This window comes from Burkholderia sp. BCC1988 (assembly GCF_905339895.1).
Taxonomy (GTDB): domain Bacteria; phylum Pseudomonadota; class Gammaproteobacteria; order Burkholderiales; family Burkholderiaceae; genus Burkholderia.
This window is the reverse complement of the sequence record NZ_CAJPHA010000025.1, coordinates 1-13,850: the sequence shown is the minus strand read 5'-3', so window position 1 is coordinate 13,850 and position 13,850 is coordinate 1. Positions and strand designations below refer to the sequence as shown.

The 13,850-nt window shown below is 66.4% G+C and carries 16 protein-coding genes and 2 pseudogenes; 7 read left to right on the top strand and 11 right to left on the bottom strand.

Annotated features, from left to right (window positions below; genetic code table 11):
- Positions 1-78: 78 nt before the first annotated feature.
- The 4 genes and pseudogenes from U4012_RS36025 to U4012_RS36020 form a co-directional block, all read right to left on the bottom strand.
- Positions 79-321, bottom strand: a pseudogene (locus U4012_RS36025) (Bro-N domain-containing protein); the annotation flags it as partial.
- Complete coding sequence (locus U4012_RS29385) at positions 318-902, bottom strand: recombinase family protein (RefSeq protein ID WP_321802798.1); 585 nt, start codon at positions 900-902, stop codon at positions 318-320. The pseudogene U4012_RS36025 and the gene U4012_RS29385, both read right to left, overlap by 4 nt.
- A 435-nt stretch (positions 903-1,337) precedes the next feature.
- Positions 1,338-1,628 carry a hypothetical protein gene (locus tag U4012_RS29380; protein WP_321802796.1) on the bottom strand — a complete coding sequence of 97 codons (291 nt, stop codon included), beginning with the start codon at positions 1,626-1,628 and terminating at the stop codon, positions 1,338-1,340.
- Positions 1,629-1,886: 258 nt separating this feature from the next.
- Positions 1,887-2,279, bottom strand: a complete 393-nt coding sequence (locus U4012_RS36020; protein ID WP_415750413.1) for a surface-adhesin E family protein — start codon at positions 2,277-2,279, stop codon at positions 1,887-1,889.
- A 359-nt stretch (positions 2,280-2,638) separates the two neighbouring features.
- Between U4012_RS36020 and U4012_RS29375 the strand changes: the two genes are divergently transcribed.
- Positions 2,639-2,809: a hypothetical protein gene (locus U4012_RS29375; protein ID WP_321802794.1), complete on the top strand. Its 171-nt coding sequence runs from the start codon at positions 2,639-2,641 to the stop codon at positions 2,807-2,809.
- A 39-nt stretch (positions 2,810-2,848) separates the two neighbouring features.
- Here the strand turns inward: U4012_RS29375 and U4012_RS29370 are convergent, their stop codons facing one another.
- Positions 2,849-3,739 carry an alpha/beta hydrolase gene (locus U4012_RS29370; RefSeq protein WP_321802792.1) on the bottom strand — a complete coding sequence of 297 codons (891 nt, stop codon included), beginning with the start codon at positions 3,737-3,739 and terminating at the stop codon, positions 2,849-2,851.
- Positions 3,740-3,844: 105 nt separating this feature from the next.
- Between U4012_RS29370 and U4012_RS29365 the strand changes: the two genes are divergently transcribed.
- A complete protein-coding gene (locus U4012_RS29365; RefSeq protein WP_321802790.1) occupies positions 3,845-4,732 on the top strand; it encodes a LysR family transcriptional regulator in 888 nt (295 codons plus the stop codon).
- A 125-nt stretch (positions 4,733-4,857) separates the two neighbouring features.
- Here the strand turns inward: U4012_RS29365 and U4012_RS29360 are convergent, their stop codons facing one another.
- From U4012_RS29360 to U4012_RS29350, 3 genes are all read right to left on the bottom strand, one after another.
- The gene (locus U4012_RS29360; RefSeq protein ID WP_044845645.1) at positions 4,858-5,787 is read right to left on the bottom strand and encodes a LysR family transcriptional regulator; all 930 of its coding nucleotides are present in this window, start codon (positions 5,785-5,787) and stop codon (positions 4,858-4,860) included.
- A gap of 187 nt (positions 5,788-5,974) precedes the next feature.
- Positions 5,975-6,748 (bottom strand): SDR family oxidoreductase, encoded by a 774-nt coding sequence (locus U4012_RS29355; protein ID WP_044845613.1) that lies wholly within the window; start codon positions 6,746-6,748, stop codon positions 5,975-5,977.
- Positions 6,749-6,940: 192 nt separating this feature from the next.
- Positions 6,941-7,441, bottom strand: a complete 501-nt coding sequence (locus U4012_RS29350; RefSeq protein ID WP_044845612.1) for a DinB family protein — start codon at positions 7,439-7,441, stop codon at positions 6,941-6,943.
- 210 nt (positions 7,442-7,651) lie between these two features.
- Between U4012_RS29350 and U4012_RS29345 the strand changes: the two genes are divergently transcribed.
- A complete protein-coding gene (locus U4012_RS29345; protein ID WP_321802785.1) occupies positions 7,652-8,368 on the top strand; it encodes a 16S rRNA pseudouridine(516) synthase in 717 nt (238 codons plus the stop codon).
- A gap of 105 nt (positions 8,369-8,473) precedes the next feature.
- Positions 8,474-8,662 (top strand): hypothetical protein, encoded by a 189-nt coding sequence (locus U4012_RS29340; RefSeq protein WP_044845610.1) that lies wholly within the window; start codon positions 8,474-8,476, stop codon positions 8,660-8,662.
- Here the strand turns inward: U4012_RS29340 and U4012_RS29335 are convergent.
- Positions 8,645-9,682, bottom strand: coding sequence for an NAD-dependent epimerase/dehydratase family protein (locus U4012_RS29335; RefSeq protein ID WP_321802783.1), 1,038 nt, complete (start codon positions 9,680-9,682; stop codon positions 8,645-8,647). The two genes, U4012_RS29340 and U4012_RS29335, sit on opposite strands and share 18 nt — an antisense overlap.
- A 106-nt stretch (positions 9,683-9,788) precedes the next feature.
- On the opposite strand from U4012_RS29335, the gene U4012_RS29330 reads away from it, so the two are divergent.
- The 3 genes from U4012_RS29330 (at position 9,789) to U4012_RS29320 (ending at position 12,771) form a co-directional block, all read left to right on the top strand.
- Positions 9,789-10,820 carry a CDP-6-deoxy-delta-3,4-glucoseen reductase gene (locus U4012_RS29330; RefSeq protein ID WP_044845608.1) on the top strand — a complete coding sequence of 344 codons (1,032 nt, stop codon included), beginning with the start codon at positions 9,789-9,791 and terminating at the stop codon, positions 10,818-10,820.
- 297 nt (positions 10,821-11,117) lie between these two features.
- Entirely contained in the window at positions 11,118-12,302 is a 1,185-nt protein-coding gene (locus tag U4012_RS29325) for an acetylornithine transaminase (RefSeq protein ID WP_044845607.1), read from the top strand.
- Between the two features lie 13 nt (positions 12,303-12,315).
- A complete protein-coding gene (locus U4012_RS29320) occupies positions 12,316-12,771 on the top strand; it encodes a GNAT family acetyltransferase (protein ID WP_044845606.1) in 456 nt (151 codons plus the stop codon).
- A 21-nt stretch (positions 12,772-12,792) separates the two neighbouring features.
- On the opposite strand, the gene U4012_RS29315 is transcribed toward U4012_RS29320, so the two are convergent.
- A complete protein-coding gene (locus U4012_RS29315) occupies positions 12,793-13,464 on the bottom strand; it encodes a DUF2278 family protein (protein WP_321802779.1) in 672 nt (223 codons plus the stop codon).
- Positions 13,465-13,729: 265 nt separating this feature from the next.
- A pseudogene (locus U4012_RS29310) lies at positions 13,730-13,850 on the bottom strand (ABC transporter ATP-binding protein); the annotation flags it as partial.

The following is a 13,850-nucleotide window of genomic DNA, read 5'->3' as shown; positions in this document are numbered from 1 at the left end:
TGATGTGGAACCGAAAGTTTACGCGCCGGGGTAAACCGGTGTCACGGAATACCACGATGAAACATTGGCATTTCCGTTGTTAGGAAGGGCTTCGGAAGTGACCCAGCGCTTGAACTCGCGAGCTTCGGGCTTCTTACTGCTGAGTACCAGGGAGTACATCCCGGATTCGTTGATGACGGACACTCGCGCTGAGTTTCCGCCAAGGGTTCCATCGCGTTTCACGATAGAACCCAAATTGAACGGGCGACGGTCTTCATCGTCCCAAACGGAAAAAGGCCGGGAATCGCTCCCCGGCCTCTCTCGTTGAATCCCTAACGTCACGCTGTCGTGTCTCCTGCCTGCTCCTGCCTGAGGTACTGATACAGCGTCTCGCGGCTAATCCCCAGGTCCCTCGCGATGGCAGCCTTAGCCTCTCCGCTGGCTGCCCGCTGGCGCAGCGTAGAGACCTGTTCAGGGCTGAGCGATGGCTTACGGCCCTTGTACACCCCGTTAGCCTTGGCAATGGCGATGCCCTCGCGCTGACGCTCGCGGATCAATGACCGCTCGAACTGAGCAAACGCGGCCAGCATGGTCATCATGAGTTCTTGCTGAGGGTTCCGCTTGTCGGCTGAGAAGGTCATCGAGTCCTTCACGAACTGGACCGTAACGCCCCGCTCGGTGAGCTCACGGACCATCCTAAGCAGGTCCTCAGTGTTGTGCGCTAGGCGGTCCATGCTATGCACCATCAGCGTGTCCCCATCGCGCAAGTAATCCAGCGCTGCCTGGAGCTGGGGACGCTCAGTGTCCTTCCCGCTCGCCTTGTCCGTGAATACCTTGTCCAGGTCCACGCCCTCAAGCTGGCGCTCCGTGCTCTGGTCTACCGTGCTGACGCGGATGTAACCGATGTGCTTGCCTTTGCTCATGACTCTCCCCGGCGGTCAATGTGTCAGGTTGGAATCTATGACCTCGGAGACGGAATGTCAAGAAATAACGAAAACCACCCTATCCTGACGACTCTATGCTGACCGCCTGACAGTCAGGCTGGGGTACACCCAAAGCGGACACCTTGCGTAGACTCTCTCAATGGGGGAGCGCGAACCGTGCCGTAATAAGCTGAGCCGCGATTGTTCCTATGCATCCCCCGGCCGCACCAATAAGAAGCGCCATGAAGTTACCCGCTACCCAGAGAGCTATTCGTTTATAAAGCGGAAGACGGGGAGCAATATAGGTCTGACTCCGAGTCTTGTTGTTCGTCGCAGTAATCTTCCCGACCCGCACAGCCTTAAGCATCTGATCGCCGTTCGTGGCGTTTGAATCTAAGCGCACGTCCCCTGAATCCTTAATGTCGTACATCGGCATTACGGGCGCTCCTTACGTTTGCTGAAGTTGACAAATGCCTGCACCAAGTTCGATGCAACCGTCCCGCTTTGCGTGCCTTCGCCAGCGTCCTGGGAATTGATTGCAACGTTGTTGCGGCCGGTGAACTTCTTAGTGTTCCGGACACGAATAGGCGTATCAACGTCCACGCACACCATATCGGTGACGGTCGCTTCATTGCAGTTACTAACGTTCACGCCCCTGTCCGCATTGACGACCACAAAATTGGACACAACCGGATCACCGCCAAGTATCTCCACCCCAGTGAACATCGCTCCCCCTTCAAGTTTTGGTTACCTGCCAGTAGATGATGGCCGCTATGCCAATTACAAGGGGTCGGTGTTGCATTTCGTAGGGCCCACATCGACCATCCCGCTGGAGAAACACGCGCCCACGCGTCAGGAATCGCGCGCGTTATCGGATGCGCATCATGATGGCGCGCCCGCGAGAATCGGGAGGGCCACCGGGGGGAATTCCGCGTCGGGACTTTATCAGATACCCTCTGAGATTTTCCCGGCCAGCATTTCATGTTACCGGCTGCCAGCACATAGCCCTGAGGTGATGACATCAGCGACGCTATCAGGAACGATAGACTTCATCGGGGAAGGTAGGTCCCAGCTCGTTGCTACAGTGCCGTCACTCCGATAGATATATCCGGCCGGATTGTCGAACCTGCCTCCCTTACAGTCCACGTTGTATTGAACAACCTTGGTCTTGTACTGAATGTTTTCCGACCAAGACTGCGGGCTATCGTATTCCCACTTCACCCACGCACGAACATAGCCAGCGCCATCGAACTTCATAGAGTCCATATCAACCAGCAGCCTAACGTGGTCCCCTTTTGCGAGATTTTGCCAGTTTGCTGCGTGGACAGTGCCAACGAGAGCCGCTGAGATTACTAACGGTGCGAAGAGGCGTTTCATTATTTCCCCGATTGTCGGAATGTTCTGTTTATTTCGCTCACTCTATCTCAGGGTTCAATCTGCGCTCAAGAGGCCGCTTGGCTCACGCTCGTGGTAACCTTCGTGGTAACTCGTTAAACCCACCGCAGCAACACGCCCACCAGATAAGGCTTTGAGGCCCACGGTTCGATTCCTAGAGTCCGGCCCTGGGCACCAAGTCTTTCGCAGCGTCAATGCGCTGCACTGTCGAAACCCGCGCAAGCTCGCCGCTTCGCGGGTTTTTTGTTGGTTTTTTGTTTGTTGCGCGCGCCACGCACACCGCAACGCACGTCCTTCCCCGGCGGTCCAAGCATCAGGACACGCAAGCACGGAGGCCGCTCATGTCCACGCGCGTCTTCTTTTCGAGCCCGATCCGCCGCCGCGTGCTTGCCGCGCTGTTGTCGATCATGCTGGGCGGATGCGACCTGCTGCGCGAGCCGCCCGTGCCCGACTGGCCAGGGCCGCACGCGCCCTACCCGTTCCCGGACAGCATCCCGCACCGCACCGAGTGACCGGTTCGATCGACCGCGCACCGAGGTGCGGCCGCGCGTTCAGCGTTGCTCGCAGAACCGCGCGATCGCGTCCGCAACCGCTCCCGGCGCCTCACGCTGCGGAAAGTGCCCGACACCGTCCAGCACGGCGCGCTCGTAGCGGCCGGTGAAGAACCGCTCGCGCCCGGCCGAAGTCTCGGGCCCGTTGCAGGAATCCGCGCCGCCGTGCAGCACGAGCGTCGGCACCGACAGCACCGGTGCGGGTGTCAGTTGCGCGTCGTCTTCCGCATACGCGGCCCCGCCGTCGACGAACCCCCAGCGATAACGGTACGAGTGCAGCACCACGTCGATCCAGTCCGGGCCGTCGAAGGCCGTCGCGGCCGCGTCGAAGTCGCGTGCGTCGTACCAGCCGGCCGGCGACCACGTATCCCACATCAGGCGCGCAAACGCCCGGCGATCGTCGCGCAGCGCCTGCTCGCCGCGCGGCGTCGCCAGGAACCAGTGGTACCAGTAGTTGCGCGCCTGCGGCAGCGACAACGCCTGGGCCGGGTCGTTCGTGCCGTATCCCACCGACAGCATCACCAGATGCGAGGCCGCGCCGTCGCGCAACCCGCACGCGTTCGCAACCGCGCGCGCACCCCAGTCGTGCCCGACCAGCACGGGCCGCTCGATGCCGAGCGCGTCGATGAATTCGAGCAAGTCGCGGCCAAGCGCCGCGAGCCGGCCGCTGCGCGGCGTCGCGGGATCGCGAAAGCGGGTCGGCGCGAAACCGCGCAGCGCGGGCGCGAGCACGCGGTAGCCGCGTGCGGCCAGCGTTCGAGCCACGGCCTCCCAGCCGACCGGGCTGTCCGGCCAGCCGTGCAGCAGCACGGCCACGCGTTCGCCGCGCGGGTTCCATTCGAGATAGGCGAGTTCGAGCGACGCGGTCGTCGCATAGCGGTAAGCGGTCATGTGCACTCCGGTTGGTCAGCCTGAATGCCCGATGGTAGGCCCGTCTCTCATCACGATTCGCGGCGTATCATGACTTATTCTTCAAGTATCGTGGTGAATCAACCGATGGAACCGCTGACCGATCCCGCGTCGACCGCGCTCGACATCGCGCTGTTGCGTACCTTCCTCGAAGTCGTCGACAGCCGCGGCTTCGCGCCGGCCGCGGAGCGCCTCGCGCTGACGCCGTCCGCGGTCAGCGGCCACATCAAGCGGCTCGAGCAGGCGGCCGGCACGGTGCTGCTCGCGCGCACGACGCGCCGCATCGCGCTCACGCCGGCCGGCGACACGCTGTACGCGTACGCGCGCAACATCGTCGACATGGAGCGCGAAGTGCGCGCGAGGCTGCGCGGCGCGCCGGCGCATGGCCGGCTGCGCGTCGGCGCGTCGGAAGATTTCGCGGGCGCATGGTTGCCGCAGGTGCTGCGCACGTTTCGCGACAGTCATCCGCGCACATCGATCGAACTGAAGGTCGGGATCACCGCGGCGCTGCTGCGCGAGCAGACGCTGGGCCGGCTCGACGTCGTGTTCGGCAAGCAATGCCGGCAGGTCGACGCGCCGGGCGAACTGCTGTGGGAAGAACCACTGGTATGGGCGTTCGCGTCGGATATGGCAATCGACACCGAAGGCGATGTGCCGCTCGCGCTGTTCCCGGAGCCGTGCGTGTACCGGGAAGCCGCGGTGTCCTCGCTCGCCGCCGCGCTGCGGCCGTTTCGCGTGCTGTTCGAAAGCGCCAGCATGGCCGGCTGCATATCGGCCGCGCTGGCCGGCTTCGCGGTCACGGCGCTCGCGCGCAGCCAGCTGCGCGACGGCCTGCGCGCATGCGGGGCGAATGACGGCCTGCCGGCGTTGCCGGCCGCGCGCTTTTACGCGTTCGCGTCGAAGCCCGACGGCGCCTGCGCCGCGCTGATCGGCGCGGTGCGGGCGACCGGGCGCACGCGGCAGTTCGCCGCCTGAGTGCGCGACGCGATGGCCGCACGTGCCGGACGTACCGCGCATGCCGCGTCGCACCGACGCCGATCGATTGGCGTCACCGGCCGGCGAATGGCGGGCGGCCCGCAGTTGCGGCCACGACGCCGCTTTCAGTCGCCGCTGCCGGCCGCGCCCGCGTCGTTCAATGCATCCGCCATCAGCTCGCCGAACCACTCGACGAACGCGTTGAGCCGCCTCGACCGATGCCGCCGATGCGGATATACGGCCGACACGTCCATCGGCGCGGCCCGATGGCCGGGCATCACCTCGACCAGCGCTCCGCTGTCGAGCAGATGCACGACGTCGAAGCGCGGAATCTGGATCAGCCCCATGCCTGCGATGCAGCTCGCGATATAGGTTTCAGCGTTGTTGACGATCACGCGGCTGGGCAGCGTCAGCGTATGCCGTCCACCGTCCGCGCAGTATTCCCAGCCGAGCTCGCGGCCGGTCGTCGGCGACGCATAGCCGATCGCCCAGTGCCCGTGCGCAAGCGCATCGGGATGCTCGGGCACGCCGCATTCGCGCAGGTAGTCGGGGCTCGCGCAGTTGATCAGCGCGAACTGCCCCAGCGGCCGCACGACGAGGCTGCTGTCCGCGAGCCGCCCGACCCGGATCGCGCAGTCGACACCCTCCTGCACGAGATCGATCGAGCGGTCGGTCGAGCCGAGCGACAGTTGCAGCTTCGGGTAGCGGCGAAACAGCGACGGCAGCGCGGGGGCAATCACGCGGCGCGCGATCCGGCTCGGCGCATCGACGTTCAGCCGCCCGATCACGTCGCGATCGCGACGCCGGAACAGCCGGTCGAGCTCGTCGGCTTCCGCGAGCAGGCGTCGGCCACGCTCCAGCAGCAGCGCGCCGTCGGCAGTCAGCTGGACCTGTCGCGTCGTACGGTGCAACAGGCGCGTGCCGAGCGCGGTCTCGAGCTGCTGGACGGCGGCCGACACGGTCGCGCGCGGCACGTCGAGTGCGTGGGCTGCCTTGATGAAGCTGCCCATCTCGGCAACCTGAAGGAAGATTCTGACCTGATCCAGCTTGTCCATCGGCAGGCAGAGAACGTGGGTTCGGACGACCGCGGCCGGCAAGCGCCGCGCGTCGCGGCCGATCCCGGCGGCACAGATGAAACGGCGCGCGGCGTTGTGGCCGCGCGCCCGTCCATTGTCCATGCAAACGGTCCATTGCGGGTCGCCGCGCACACGACGCCCCCGGCACGGCCCGTTACCGGGTCGGTTACTTGGTCGTATAGCCGCCGTTGATCAGGATCGTCTGCCCGGTGATCCACCAGCCGTCGGTCACGAGATGACGGATGAACGGCACGACGTCCTCGATGTCGGTGAGGCCCGTCTTGCTGAACGGCGACAGCGCGGCGGCCGTCTTGTGATACGCGACCGCGTCGGCGCCTTCGGCCGGGTAGAAGAACGGCGTATCCATCGGGCCGGGCCCGACCGCCGTCACCGAGATGCCGCGCGCGCCGTACTCCTTCGACGCCGCGCGCGTGAAGTGCTCGACCGGCGCCTTCGATCCTTCGTACGCCGCATAGAACGGCGTGAACGCGCCGAGCAGCGACGTCACGAGCGTGACGAGCTTGCCGTGATCCTCGAGGTGCCGCCCCGCTTCCTTGATGAAGAAGAACGCCGACTTGCTGTTCACCGCGAACATCTCGTCGTACTCGGCCTCGGTGATTTCGGTGAACGGCTTCTTCAGCACCTTGCCGACGGTATTGATCGCGATGTCGATCTTGCCGAAGCGCTGCTTCGCATCGCCGAACAGCTTCTCGACCGCGGCGGCCGTCGTCAGGTCGGCCTGGAACGTCGCGGCTTCCGCGCCGGCCGCGCGCACCGCGGCGGCCGTCTCTTCGGCCTGCGCCTGCGATGCCGCGCTGTTGTAGTGAATCGCCACCGCCTTCGCGCCGTGGCCGGCCAGGTCCCGGGCGATCAGCCCGCCGAGATTCTTGGCGCCGCCTGCGATCAGGACGACCTTGTCTGCGAGCGTATGAGTAGCCACGGTTGACTCCTGTTTGCGTTGAATGAAGCTAGGAGTGTAGGCACGCGCGACGTGCCGGTCAGCCGGGCACGGCTGGATGAATTATCCAGAAAAACGATCCAGTCAGGCGTCCGGAACGGTGGGCTGCCCCACCGACGAACGCGACGAAATCCGCTCGACGCGACACGATGCACGGCCGCCGGGCCGTGCGGTTCAGCGCGCGTACAGCGCCGCGTCGATCTTGCCGAGCAGCCACTGCATGCCGGCCAGATGCTGCTGGTCGTGGCTGCACAGGTAATGGACGAGACCGCGCACGGTCAGCGCGCCGTAGCCTTCGAACTCCCCGGTGCGCGCAAACTGCCCGGGCGTGAGGCGCGACACGAGGTCGAGCGTCTCGCGCCGCGCGTCGCGAATCGCCGCGAGCACGTCGGACGCGTACGCGGCGTCGTAGCGGCGCTCGAGCGCGAGCGCATCGCCGTCGACCGACACGAGCAGCGGGTGATCTTCGTCGAGCATCCGCCGCAGCCGCACGTGGTAGCCGTCGATTTCGATGTCGCGCACGTGGCAGAGCTGCCCGAGCGGCGAGAAATGCTCGCTCGGGATCCCGCTCCAGTCGTCGGGGGTCCAGCGCGCGTAGCCGTCCGGCACGGCGGCGAAATGGGCTTCGAGCTGACGGGGGAAATCGGCGAGTGCATCGAGCGTCGTCGGATTCATGCGGCGAACTCCGTGTCGGATGGAGACGGCGGCAGCCCGGGTACGAGCCTGCCGCCGTCGTGGCGCGACTTCACGCTGAAGCCGTACGCCCCTTGCATGCGACGTCCACTTTCCGTGAAGAACAAACGTGCGGCGCGGCGCTCCGGCAGCTTACCAGCGCGGGCGGGTTCATGCCGGTGCCGGCGCGTGGCTTGATAGAATGCGCGCGCTATGGATCTCGAAAGCATTCTCTACACGCAGGGCTTCGGCTCGCGCCGCCAGTGCCGCGGCCTGATCGAAACGGGCCGCGTCACCGTCGCGGGCGCGAGCGCGACCGACCCCGACGCGTCGTTCGACACCGACGGCCTCGTGTTCACGGTCGACGACACCTCGTGGCCGTTCCACGCCCGCGTATATCTCGCGCTCAACAAGCCGGCAGGCTACGAGTGTTCGCGCGAGCCGCAACACCATGCGAGCGTGTTCAGCCTGCTGCCCGCGCCGCTCGTCGCACGCGGCGTGCAATGCGTCGGCCGCCTCGACCAGGACACGACGGGCCTGCTGCTGCTGTCCGACGACGGCCAGTTCGTGCACGCGTACACGTCGCCGAAGCGCAAGGTGCCGAAAACCTACGTCGCCACCGTGCGCCACCCGCTCGACGACGCCCAGCTGGACGCACTGCGCGCCGGCGTGCAGCTCCACGGCGAGCCGAAGCCGATCGCGGCGGTCGCCGCCGACGCGCGCGACACGCACGCGCTCGCGCTGACCGTCCTCGAAGGCAAATATCATCAAGTGAAACGCATGGTCGCGGCCGCCAGCAATCGCGTCGAGGCACTGCACCGCGAAAGCATCGGCGGGTTCACGCTGCCGGACGACCTGGCGCCGGGCGCGTGGCGCTGGCTCGGGGAAGACGACCTTTCAGCCCTGCGCAATCCCGTCAAAACCCTGTAAGGGAAAATCCGCACGATCGTTCGATGTCGGGCCGCGTCGCGGCCGCCCGATCCCCCGCTATACTGAAATCACAAGCTGTACGAGCAGCAATGCAGGGGAGACATCATGAACTTCAACCATTCTTTCGAACTGTCGTACGTGACGATCGCGTTCGCGGTCGTGGGCGCCATCGTGATCGGCGCGCTGCTGGCCATGATGCACATGAAGCACAAATACCATCCGAACCTGATCGGCGCGCTGATCGGCGCGCTGTTGTGCTTCCTGCTGATCGAGGCGTTACCGGCGCTGACCTGACGCGCCGCGCGGCACGAGCGTTTGAAGGAATTCGTCTACGGTCGGATAGCGCAACGTCACGCACAATTCGGCCTTGAGCCGCGCATTGGACAGGCGCCGCGACTCGCGCATGAACGACAGGAGCGCCGGCTCGAGTTGCTGCTCGGCGTCCGCGCGGCTGATCCGCGGCGGCGGCGGCAGGCCGAACACCTGCGCGACCCGGTCGAAATACTCTCCCATCCGCAGTTCGCTGTCGTCCGACGCGTGCACGGCGCGCGCCGGCTTGCCGCGCACGGCCGCGCGACGCAGGATCGCCGCGAGATCGTCGGCGTGGATGTGGTTCGTGTAGACGTCGTCGGCCGCGTCGAGTGCCGGCGTGCCGCGCTCGAGCCGCGCGAGCGGCAGCCGGTTCGCCGCGTAGATGCCGGGAATGCGCACGATGCGCGCGGACAGCACGCCGCGCACCGTCGCCGCCCGCAGCTGACGCTCGGCCGAGACGCGCCGGAACGCGCGCGGATTCGCGGGGCGCAGCGGCTGCGTTTCGTCGATTCGCGCCCCGCCGCAGTCGCCGTAGACGCCCGTCGTGCTGGCGTAGACGAGCGTCGGCGCGCGAAGGGCGTCGGGTACAATACGCGCTTCCCGCACCGGCACGCCGGCCTGTCGGGTCGCGGCGCGCAGCGTGCGGAGCCGGCCGACCGACGACACCGCCGGTGCGGACGGCCGCCGCGCAGGCACGGACAATGCGGCGATCAGCGCACGGGTGCGGCGATCGTCGCGGCCGTCGGATTGCGGCGGCGCGAGATGCAGGATCGTGCGGGCGAGGCCCGCGATACGTCCGAGCGTCGCCCGGCGATCGAGGTCGCCGACGAGCGGCGTCGCGCCTGCCGCGCGCAGTTCGTCGCGGCGGCCCGGATGGCTCGTCAGCGCGACGATGCGCAGGTTGCGGCGCGCATCGCGCCATTGCGCGACGCAGCGCAGGCCGACGTCGCCGCAGCCGACGATCAGGACGCGCGGCCGGCGCAGGATTCGAGTCGCGATCATGTTGGTTGCGAAATCAGTAGCCACCGTTGCGCGGCGCGCAACGGGTTTGCATTGTAGCTGCCGTGCGCGATATGCACGGTCCCCACATTTTGTTCTATTTGGTTCTATGGCATTCAACGTTACTCTCAAGCAAAGCGGCCGGCAGTTCCAGGTCGAGTCGGACGAAACCGTGCTGGCGGCGGCGCTGCGCCAGAACGTCCATCTGCCGTACGGGTGCAAGAACGGCGCGTGCGGCTCCTGCAAGGGCCAGATCGTGTCGGGCCAGATCGAACAGGGCCCGCACGCCGCGTCGGCACTGTCCAACGACGAGCGCACGCGCGGCCTCGCGCTGCTGTGCTGCTCGAAGGCGCAATGCGACCTCGAGATCGACGTGCGTGAAATCGCCGGCGTCGACGGCGTGCAGGTGAAGAAGCTGCCGTGCCGGATCGCCGCGCTCGAGCGCCGCGCCGACGACGTGATGGTCGTGAAGCTGCAGCTGCCGGCCAACGAACGCCTGCAATACCTCGCGGGCCAGTACGTCGAGTTCATCCTGAAGGACGGCTCGCGCCGCAGCTACTCGATGGCGAACGCGCCGCACGAGGAAGGCCCGATCGAGCTGCACATCCGCCACATGCCGGGCGGCAAGTTCACCGACCACGTGTTCGGCGCGATGAAGGAACGCGACATCCTGCGCTTCGAAGGCCCGCTCGGCACGTTCTTCCTGCGCGAGGATTCCGACAAGCCGATCGTGCTGCTCGCATCGGGCACCGGCTTCGCGCCGATCAAGGCGATCGTCGAGCACGTGAAGCACCGGGGCATCACGCGCCCGATGACGCTCTACTGGGGCGCACGCCGCAAGAAGGACATCTACCTCGGCGAGCTCGCCGAGCAATGGGCGCGCGAGATCCCGAACTTCAAGTACGTGCCGGTGCTGTCCGAGCCGGACGACGCCGACCAGTGGACCGGCCGCACCGGCTTCGTCCATCGCGCGGTGATCGAGGATCTGCCCGATCTGTCGGGCCACCAGGTGTACGCATGCGGCGCGCCGGTGATGGTCGAATCCGCACAGCGCGACTTCACGCAGCACCACGCGCTGCCGGCCGACGAGTTCTACGCGGACTCGTTCACGAGCGCCGCCGATCTCGCGCATCCGGTCTGAGCCCCGGGCGCGCCCGCGCGCCCCGCTGCGCGCCGCCGTGTCACATCCGTGGCATCGCGGCGGTTTACAGTGGGGCGCGGGATGCCTTATGCTTGCGCACATGAACCGCTTCCTGTCCGCACTTCGACGTCGCCGCTCGCCGCTCCGCCCGGATGCCGCCGGCTCGTCACGGACTCGCGCGTAACCTACTCCTCCGCTTCACCGGTTACGCACAAGCTGTTCGACCCACCAGCCACGGCCTTCCCGTGGCTTTTTTGTTGCCCGCTTTCCTTTCAACGTCCGCTGGAGTCTGCTGCCATGCCCCTGAACGATTACCCGATCGACTCGCTGATGTACATCACGAACCGCCCCGACATCGTGTTTACGCACGGCAAGGGTTCGTGGCTCTACGATCACACGGGCAAGCGCTATCTGGACTTCATTCAGGGCTGGGCCGTCAACAGCCTCGGCCACTGCAACGACGGCATCGTCGAGGCGCTGAAGACGCAGGCGGAGAAGCTGCTGAACCCGTCGCCCGCGTTCTACAACGAACCGATGGCGAAGCTCGCGGGCCTGCTCACGCAGCACAGCGTGTTTGACAAGGTGTTCTTCACGAACAGCGGCGCGGAAGCGAACGAAGGCGCGATCAAGCTCGCGCGCAAGTGGGGCCGCAAGTTCAAGAACGGCGCGTACGAGATCATCACGTTCGACCACAGCTTCCACGGCCGCACGCTCGCGACGATGTCGGCCAGCGGCAAGCCGGGCTGGGACACGATCTACGCACCGCAGGTGCCGGGCTTCCCGAAGGCCGAGCTGAACGACATCAACTCCGTCGAGAAGCTGATCACCGACAAGACCGTCGCGGTGATGCTCGAGCCGATCCAGGGCGAAGGCGGCGTGATCCCGGCCACGCGTGAATTCATGCAGGCGCTGCGCGCGCTGACGAAGCAGCACGACCTGCTGCTGATCGTCGACGAAGTGCAGAGTGGGTGCGGCCGCGCGGGCACGCTGTTCGCGTACGAGCTGTCCGGTATCGAGCCGGACATCATGACGCTCGCGAAGGGCATCGGCGGCGGTGCACCGCTCGGCGCGCTGCTGTCGAAGGCCGACGTCGCGGTGTTCGAGGCCGGCGACCAGGGCGGCACGTACAACGGCAACCCGCTGATGACGGCGGTCGGCTATTCGGTGATCTCGCAGCTCGTCGCGCCCGGCTTCCTCGAAGGCGTGCGCGAGCGCGCCGAATACCTGAAGCGCAGGCTGCTCGAACTGTCGGAGGAACGCGGCTTCGAGGGCGAACGCGGCGAAGGCCTGCTGCGCGCGCTGCTGCTCGGCAAGGACATCGGCCCGCAGATCGTCGAGAAGGCCCGCGACATGCAGCCCGACGGCCTGCTGCTGAACGCGGCGCGCCCGAACCTGCTGCGCTTCATGCCCGCGCTGAACGTCACGACCGAGGAAATCGACCAGATGATGGCGATGCTGCGGTCGATCCTCGACACGCTCTAAGGAAACCGCCGCGATGGATGCCGCCGCCGATGCTGTCGCGATCCGCCCGTTCGAACGCGCCGACACCGATGCCGTGCTGGCCGTGTGGCGCGATGCGTTCCCGCAGTACGACGAAGCCGGCGCGCCGCCGCACCGCGACCCGCTGCGCTCGATCGAGCTGAAGCTCGCGACGCAGCCGGAGCTGTTCTTCGTCGCGACCCGCGGCGCGCGGGTCGTCGGCACGCTGATGGCGGGGTTCGACGGACATCGCGGCTGGCTCTACTCGTTCGGCGTGTCGAACGACGCGCGGCGGCTCGGCATCGGCCGCGCGCTGATCGCGCATGCGGAACGCGCGCTCGCCGCGCGCGGCTGCCTGAAGATCAACCTGCAGGTGCTGCCCGGCAACGACGATGCATGCCGCTTCTATGCGGCGCTCGGCTATCGCGTCGAGGAACGCATCTCGTTCGGCAAGACGCTGCCGGCCGCGTGACGCCGCCGGTAGCCACCACGTTCAGCGCGTGATCGGCCCCGCGTCCGGCAGCGGATTGCCGAGCGCGTCGGTCGGCACGGCCTGCTGCTCGAACGCCGCGAAATACGCGGCCCACTGCGACTCGCTCACGCGCACGATCAACGCGCCGTCCTGCCACACGTCGTTGTGATCGTTGTGGTCGTTGCCCGCGCGATGCAGGTAGTTCGAGCCTGTCGAACCCTGGTTCATGTGCGTGTCGTGGATGCCGTTGCCCTCCCTATACGTGCGGCCGAACACGACGACGTCGAGCCCCTGCGACTGCGCGGCATTGACGAGTCGCAGCAGCGACGGGATCGGCTCCGCGTTCTCGGTGCCGTCCATCACCGCGCTGGCACGCCATGCGCCCGTCTCGTTCAGGATGTCGCTGCGCAGATAGTCGAGCGCCGGCAGCACGGTTTGCCCGGTGAGATCGGTATAGCCTTCGGCCGCGGCCGCGAGCGTCGCCGTGACCGGATGATGGAAATCGTAGACGAGCTTGTAGTTCAGCAGGTCGTCCGCGTCGTTGGTGCCGACGTTGATCGCGACGTCCCAGTCGCCGGTCGGCAATGCGAGCGTCAGGTGGATGTGATACTGGATCTCGCTGCCGTGTGGCGAGCCCTTCAGCTGCGCCACCGACGTCACCTTCGCCTTCACGAAACCGTAATCCAGACTCATGGGTGCTCTCCGTGTCCCGATGGACCGACCATGCTACGCAGCCTGCGTGACGGTTGGTGGACGGCCGGTTTCGGAGGGCCTTCGCGCTACCGTGCCCCGCGCCGCATGGTCGGCGTCACTGTCGAGTGCATGGAGTCGCGTCCGCGCGCGCAGTTCGCCGCCGGGCGCGCCGCACGAAAAAAAAGCTGTCACGGTATCCCGTGACAGCCTTTCGAAAGCCCTTGCGCGGCACGCCGGCATCCGCCGCCGCACCGGGCCCGCTCATTTACTCACCCAGATACGCAGCCCGCACCTTCGGATCGTCGAGCATCTGCTTCGCATCGCCTTCCATCGTGACCGTGCCCGAATCCATCACGTAGCCGCGGTCGGCCGCCTGCAGCGCGAGG

What these genes read in the sequence shown, in the direction of transcription:
- U4012_RS29365 (WP_321802790.1), top strand. Translation starts at nt 3,845, where the DNA reads ATGGAACCGCTGACCGATCCCGCGTCGACCGCGCTCGACATCGCGCTG.
- U4012_RS29320 (WP_044845606.1), top strand. Translation starts at nt 12,316, where the DNA reads ATGGATGCCGCCGCCGATGCTGTCGCGATCCGCCCGTTCGAACGCGCC.
- U4012_RS29315 (WP_321802779.1), bottom strand. Translation starts at nt 13,464, where the DNA reads ATGAGTCTGGATTACGGTTTCGTGAAGGCGAAGGTGACGTCGGTGGCG.
- U4012_RS29380 (WP_321802796.1), bottom strand. Translation starts at nt 1,628, where the DNA reads ATGTTCACTGGGGTGGAGATACTTGGCGGTGATCCGGTTGTGTCCAAT.
- U4012_RS29370 (WP_321802792.1), bottom strand. Translation starts at nt 3,739, where the DNA reads ATGACCGCTTACCGCTATGCGACGACCGCGTCGCTCGAACTCGCCTAT.
- U4012_RS36020 (WP_415750413.1), bottom strand. Translation starts at nt 2,279, where the DNA reads ATGAAACGCCTCTTCGCACCGTTAGTAATCTCAGCGGCTCTCGTTGGC.
- U4012_RS29325 (WP_044845607.1), top strand. Translation starts at nt 11,118, where the DNA reads ATGCCCCTGAACGATTACCCGATCGACTCGCTGATGTACATCACGAAC.
- U4012_RS29330 (WP_044845608.1), top strand. Translation starts at nt 9,789, where the DNA reads ATGGCATTCAACGTTACTCTCAAGCAAAGCGGCCGGCAGTTCCAGGTC.
- U4012_RS29335 (WP_321802783.1), bottom strand. Translation starts at nt 9,682, where the DNA reads ATGATCGCGACTCGAATCCTGCGCCGGCCGCGCGTCCTGATCGTCGGC.
- U4012_RS29350 (WP_044845612.1), bottom strand. Translation starts at nt 7,441, where the DNA reads ATGAATCCGACGACGCTCGATGCACTCGCCGATTTCCCCCGTCAGCTC.
- U4012_RS29385 (WP_321802798.1), bottom strand. Translation starts at nt 902, where the DNA reads ATGAGCAAAGGCAAGCACATCGGTTACATCCGCGTCAGCACGGTAGAC.
- U4012_RS29375 (WP_321802794.1), top strand. Translation starts at nt 2,639, where the DNA reads ATGTCCACGCGCGTCTTCTTTTCGAGCCCGATCCGCCGCCGCGTGCTT.
- U4012_RS29345 (WP_321802785.1), top strand. Translation starts at nt 7,652, where the DNA reads ATGGATCTCGAAAGCATTCTCTACACGCAGGGCTTCGGCTCGCGCCGC.
- U4012_RS29360 (WP_044845645.1), bottom strand. Translation starts at nt 5,787, where the DNA reads ATGGACAAGCTGGATCAGGTCAGAATCTTCCTTCAGGTTGCCGAGATG.
- U4012_RS29340 (WP_044845610.1), top strand. Translation starts at nt 8,474, where the DNA reads ATGAACTTCAACCATTCTTTCGAACTGTCGTACGTGACGATCGCGTTC.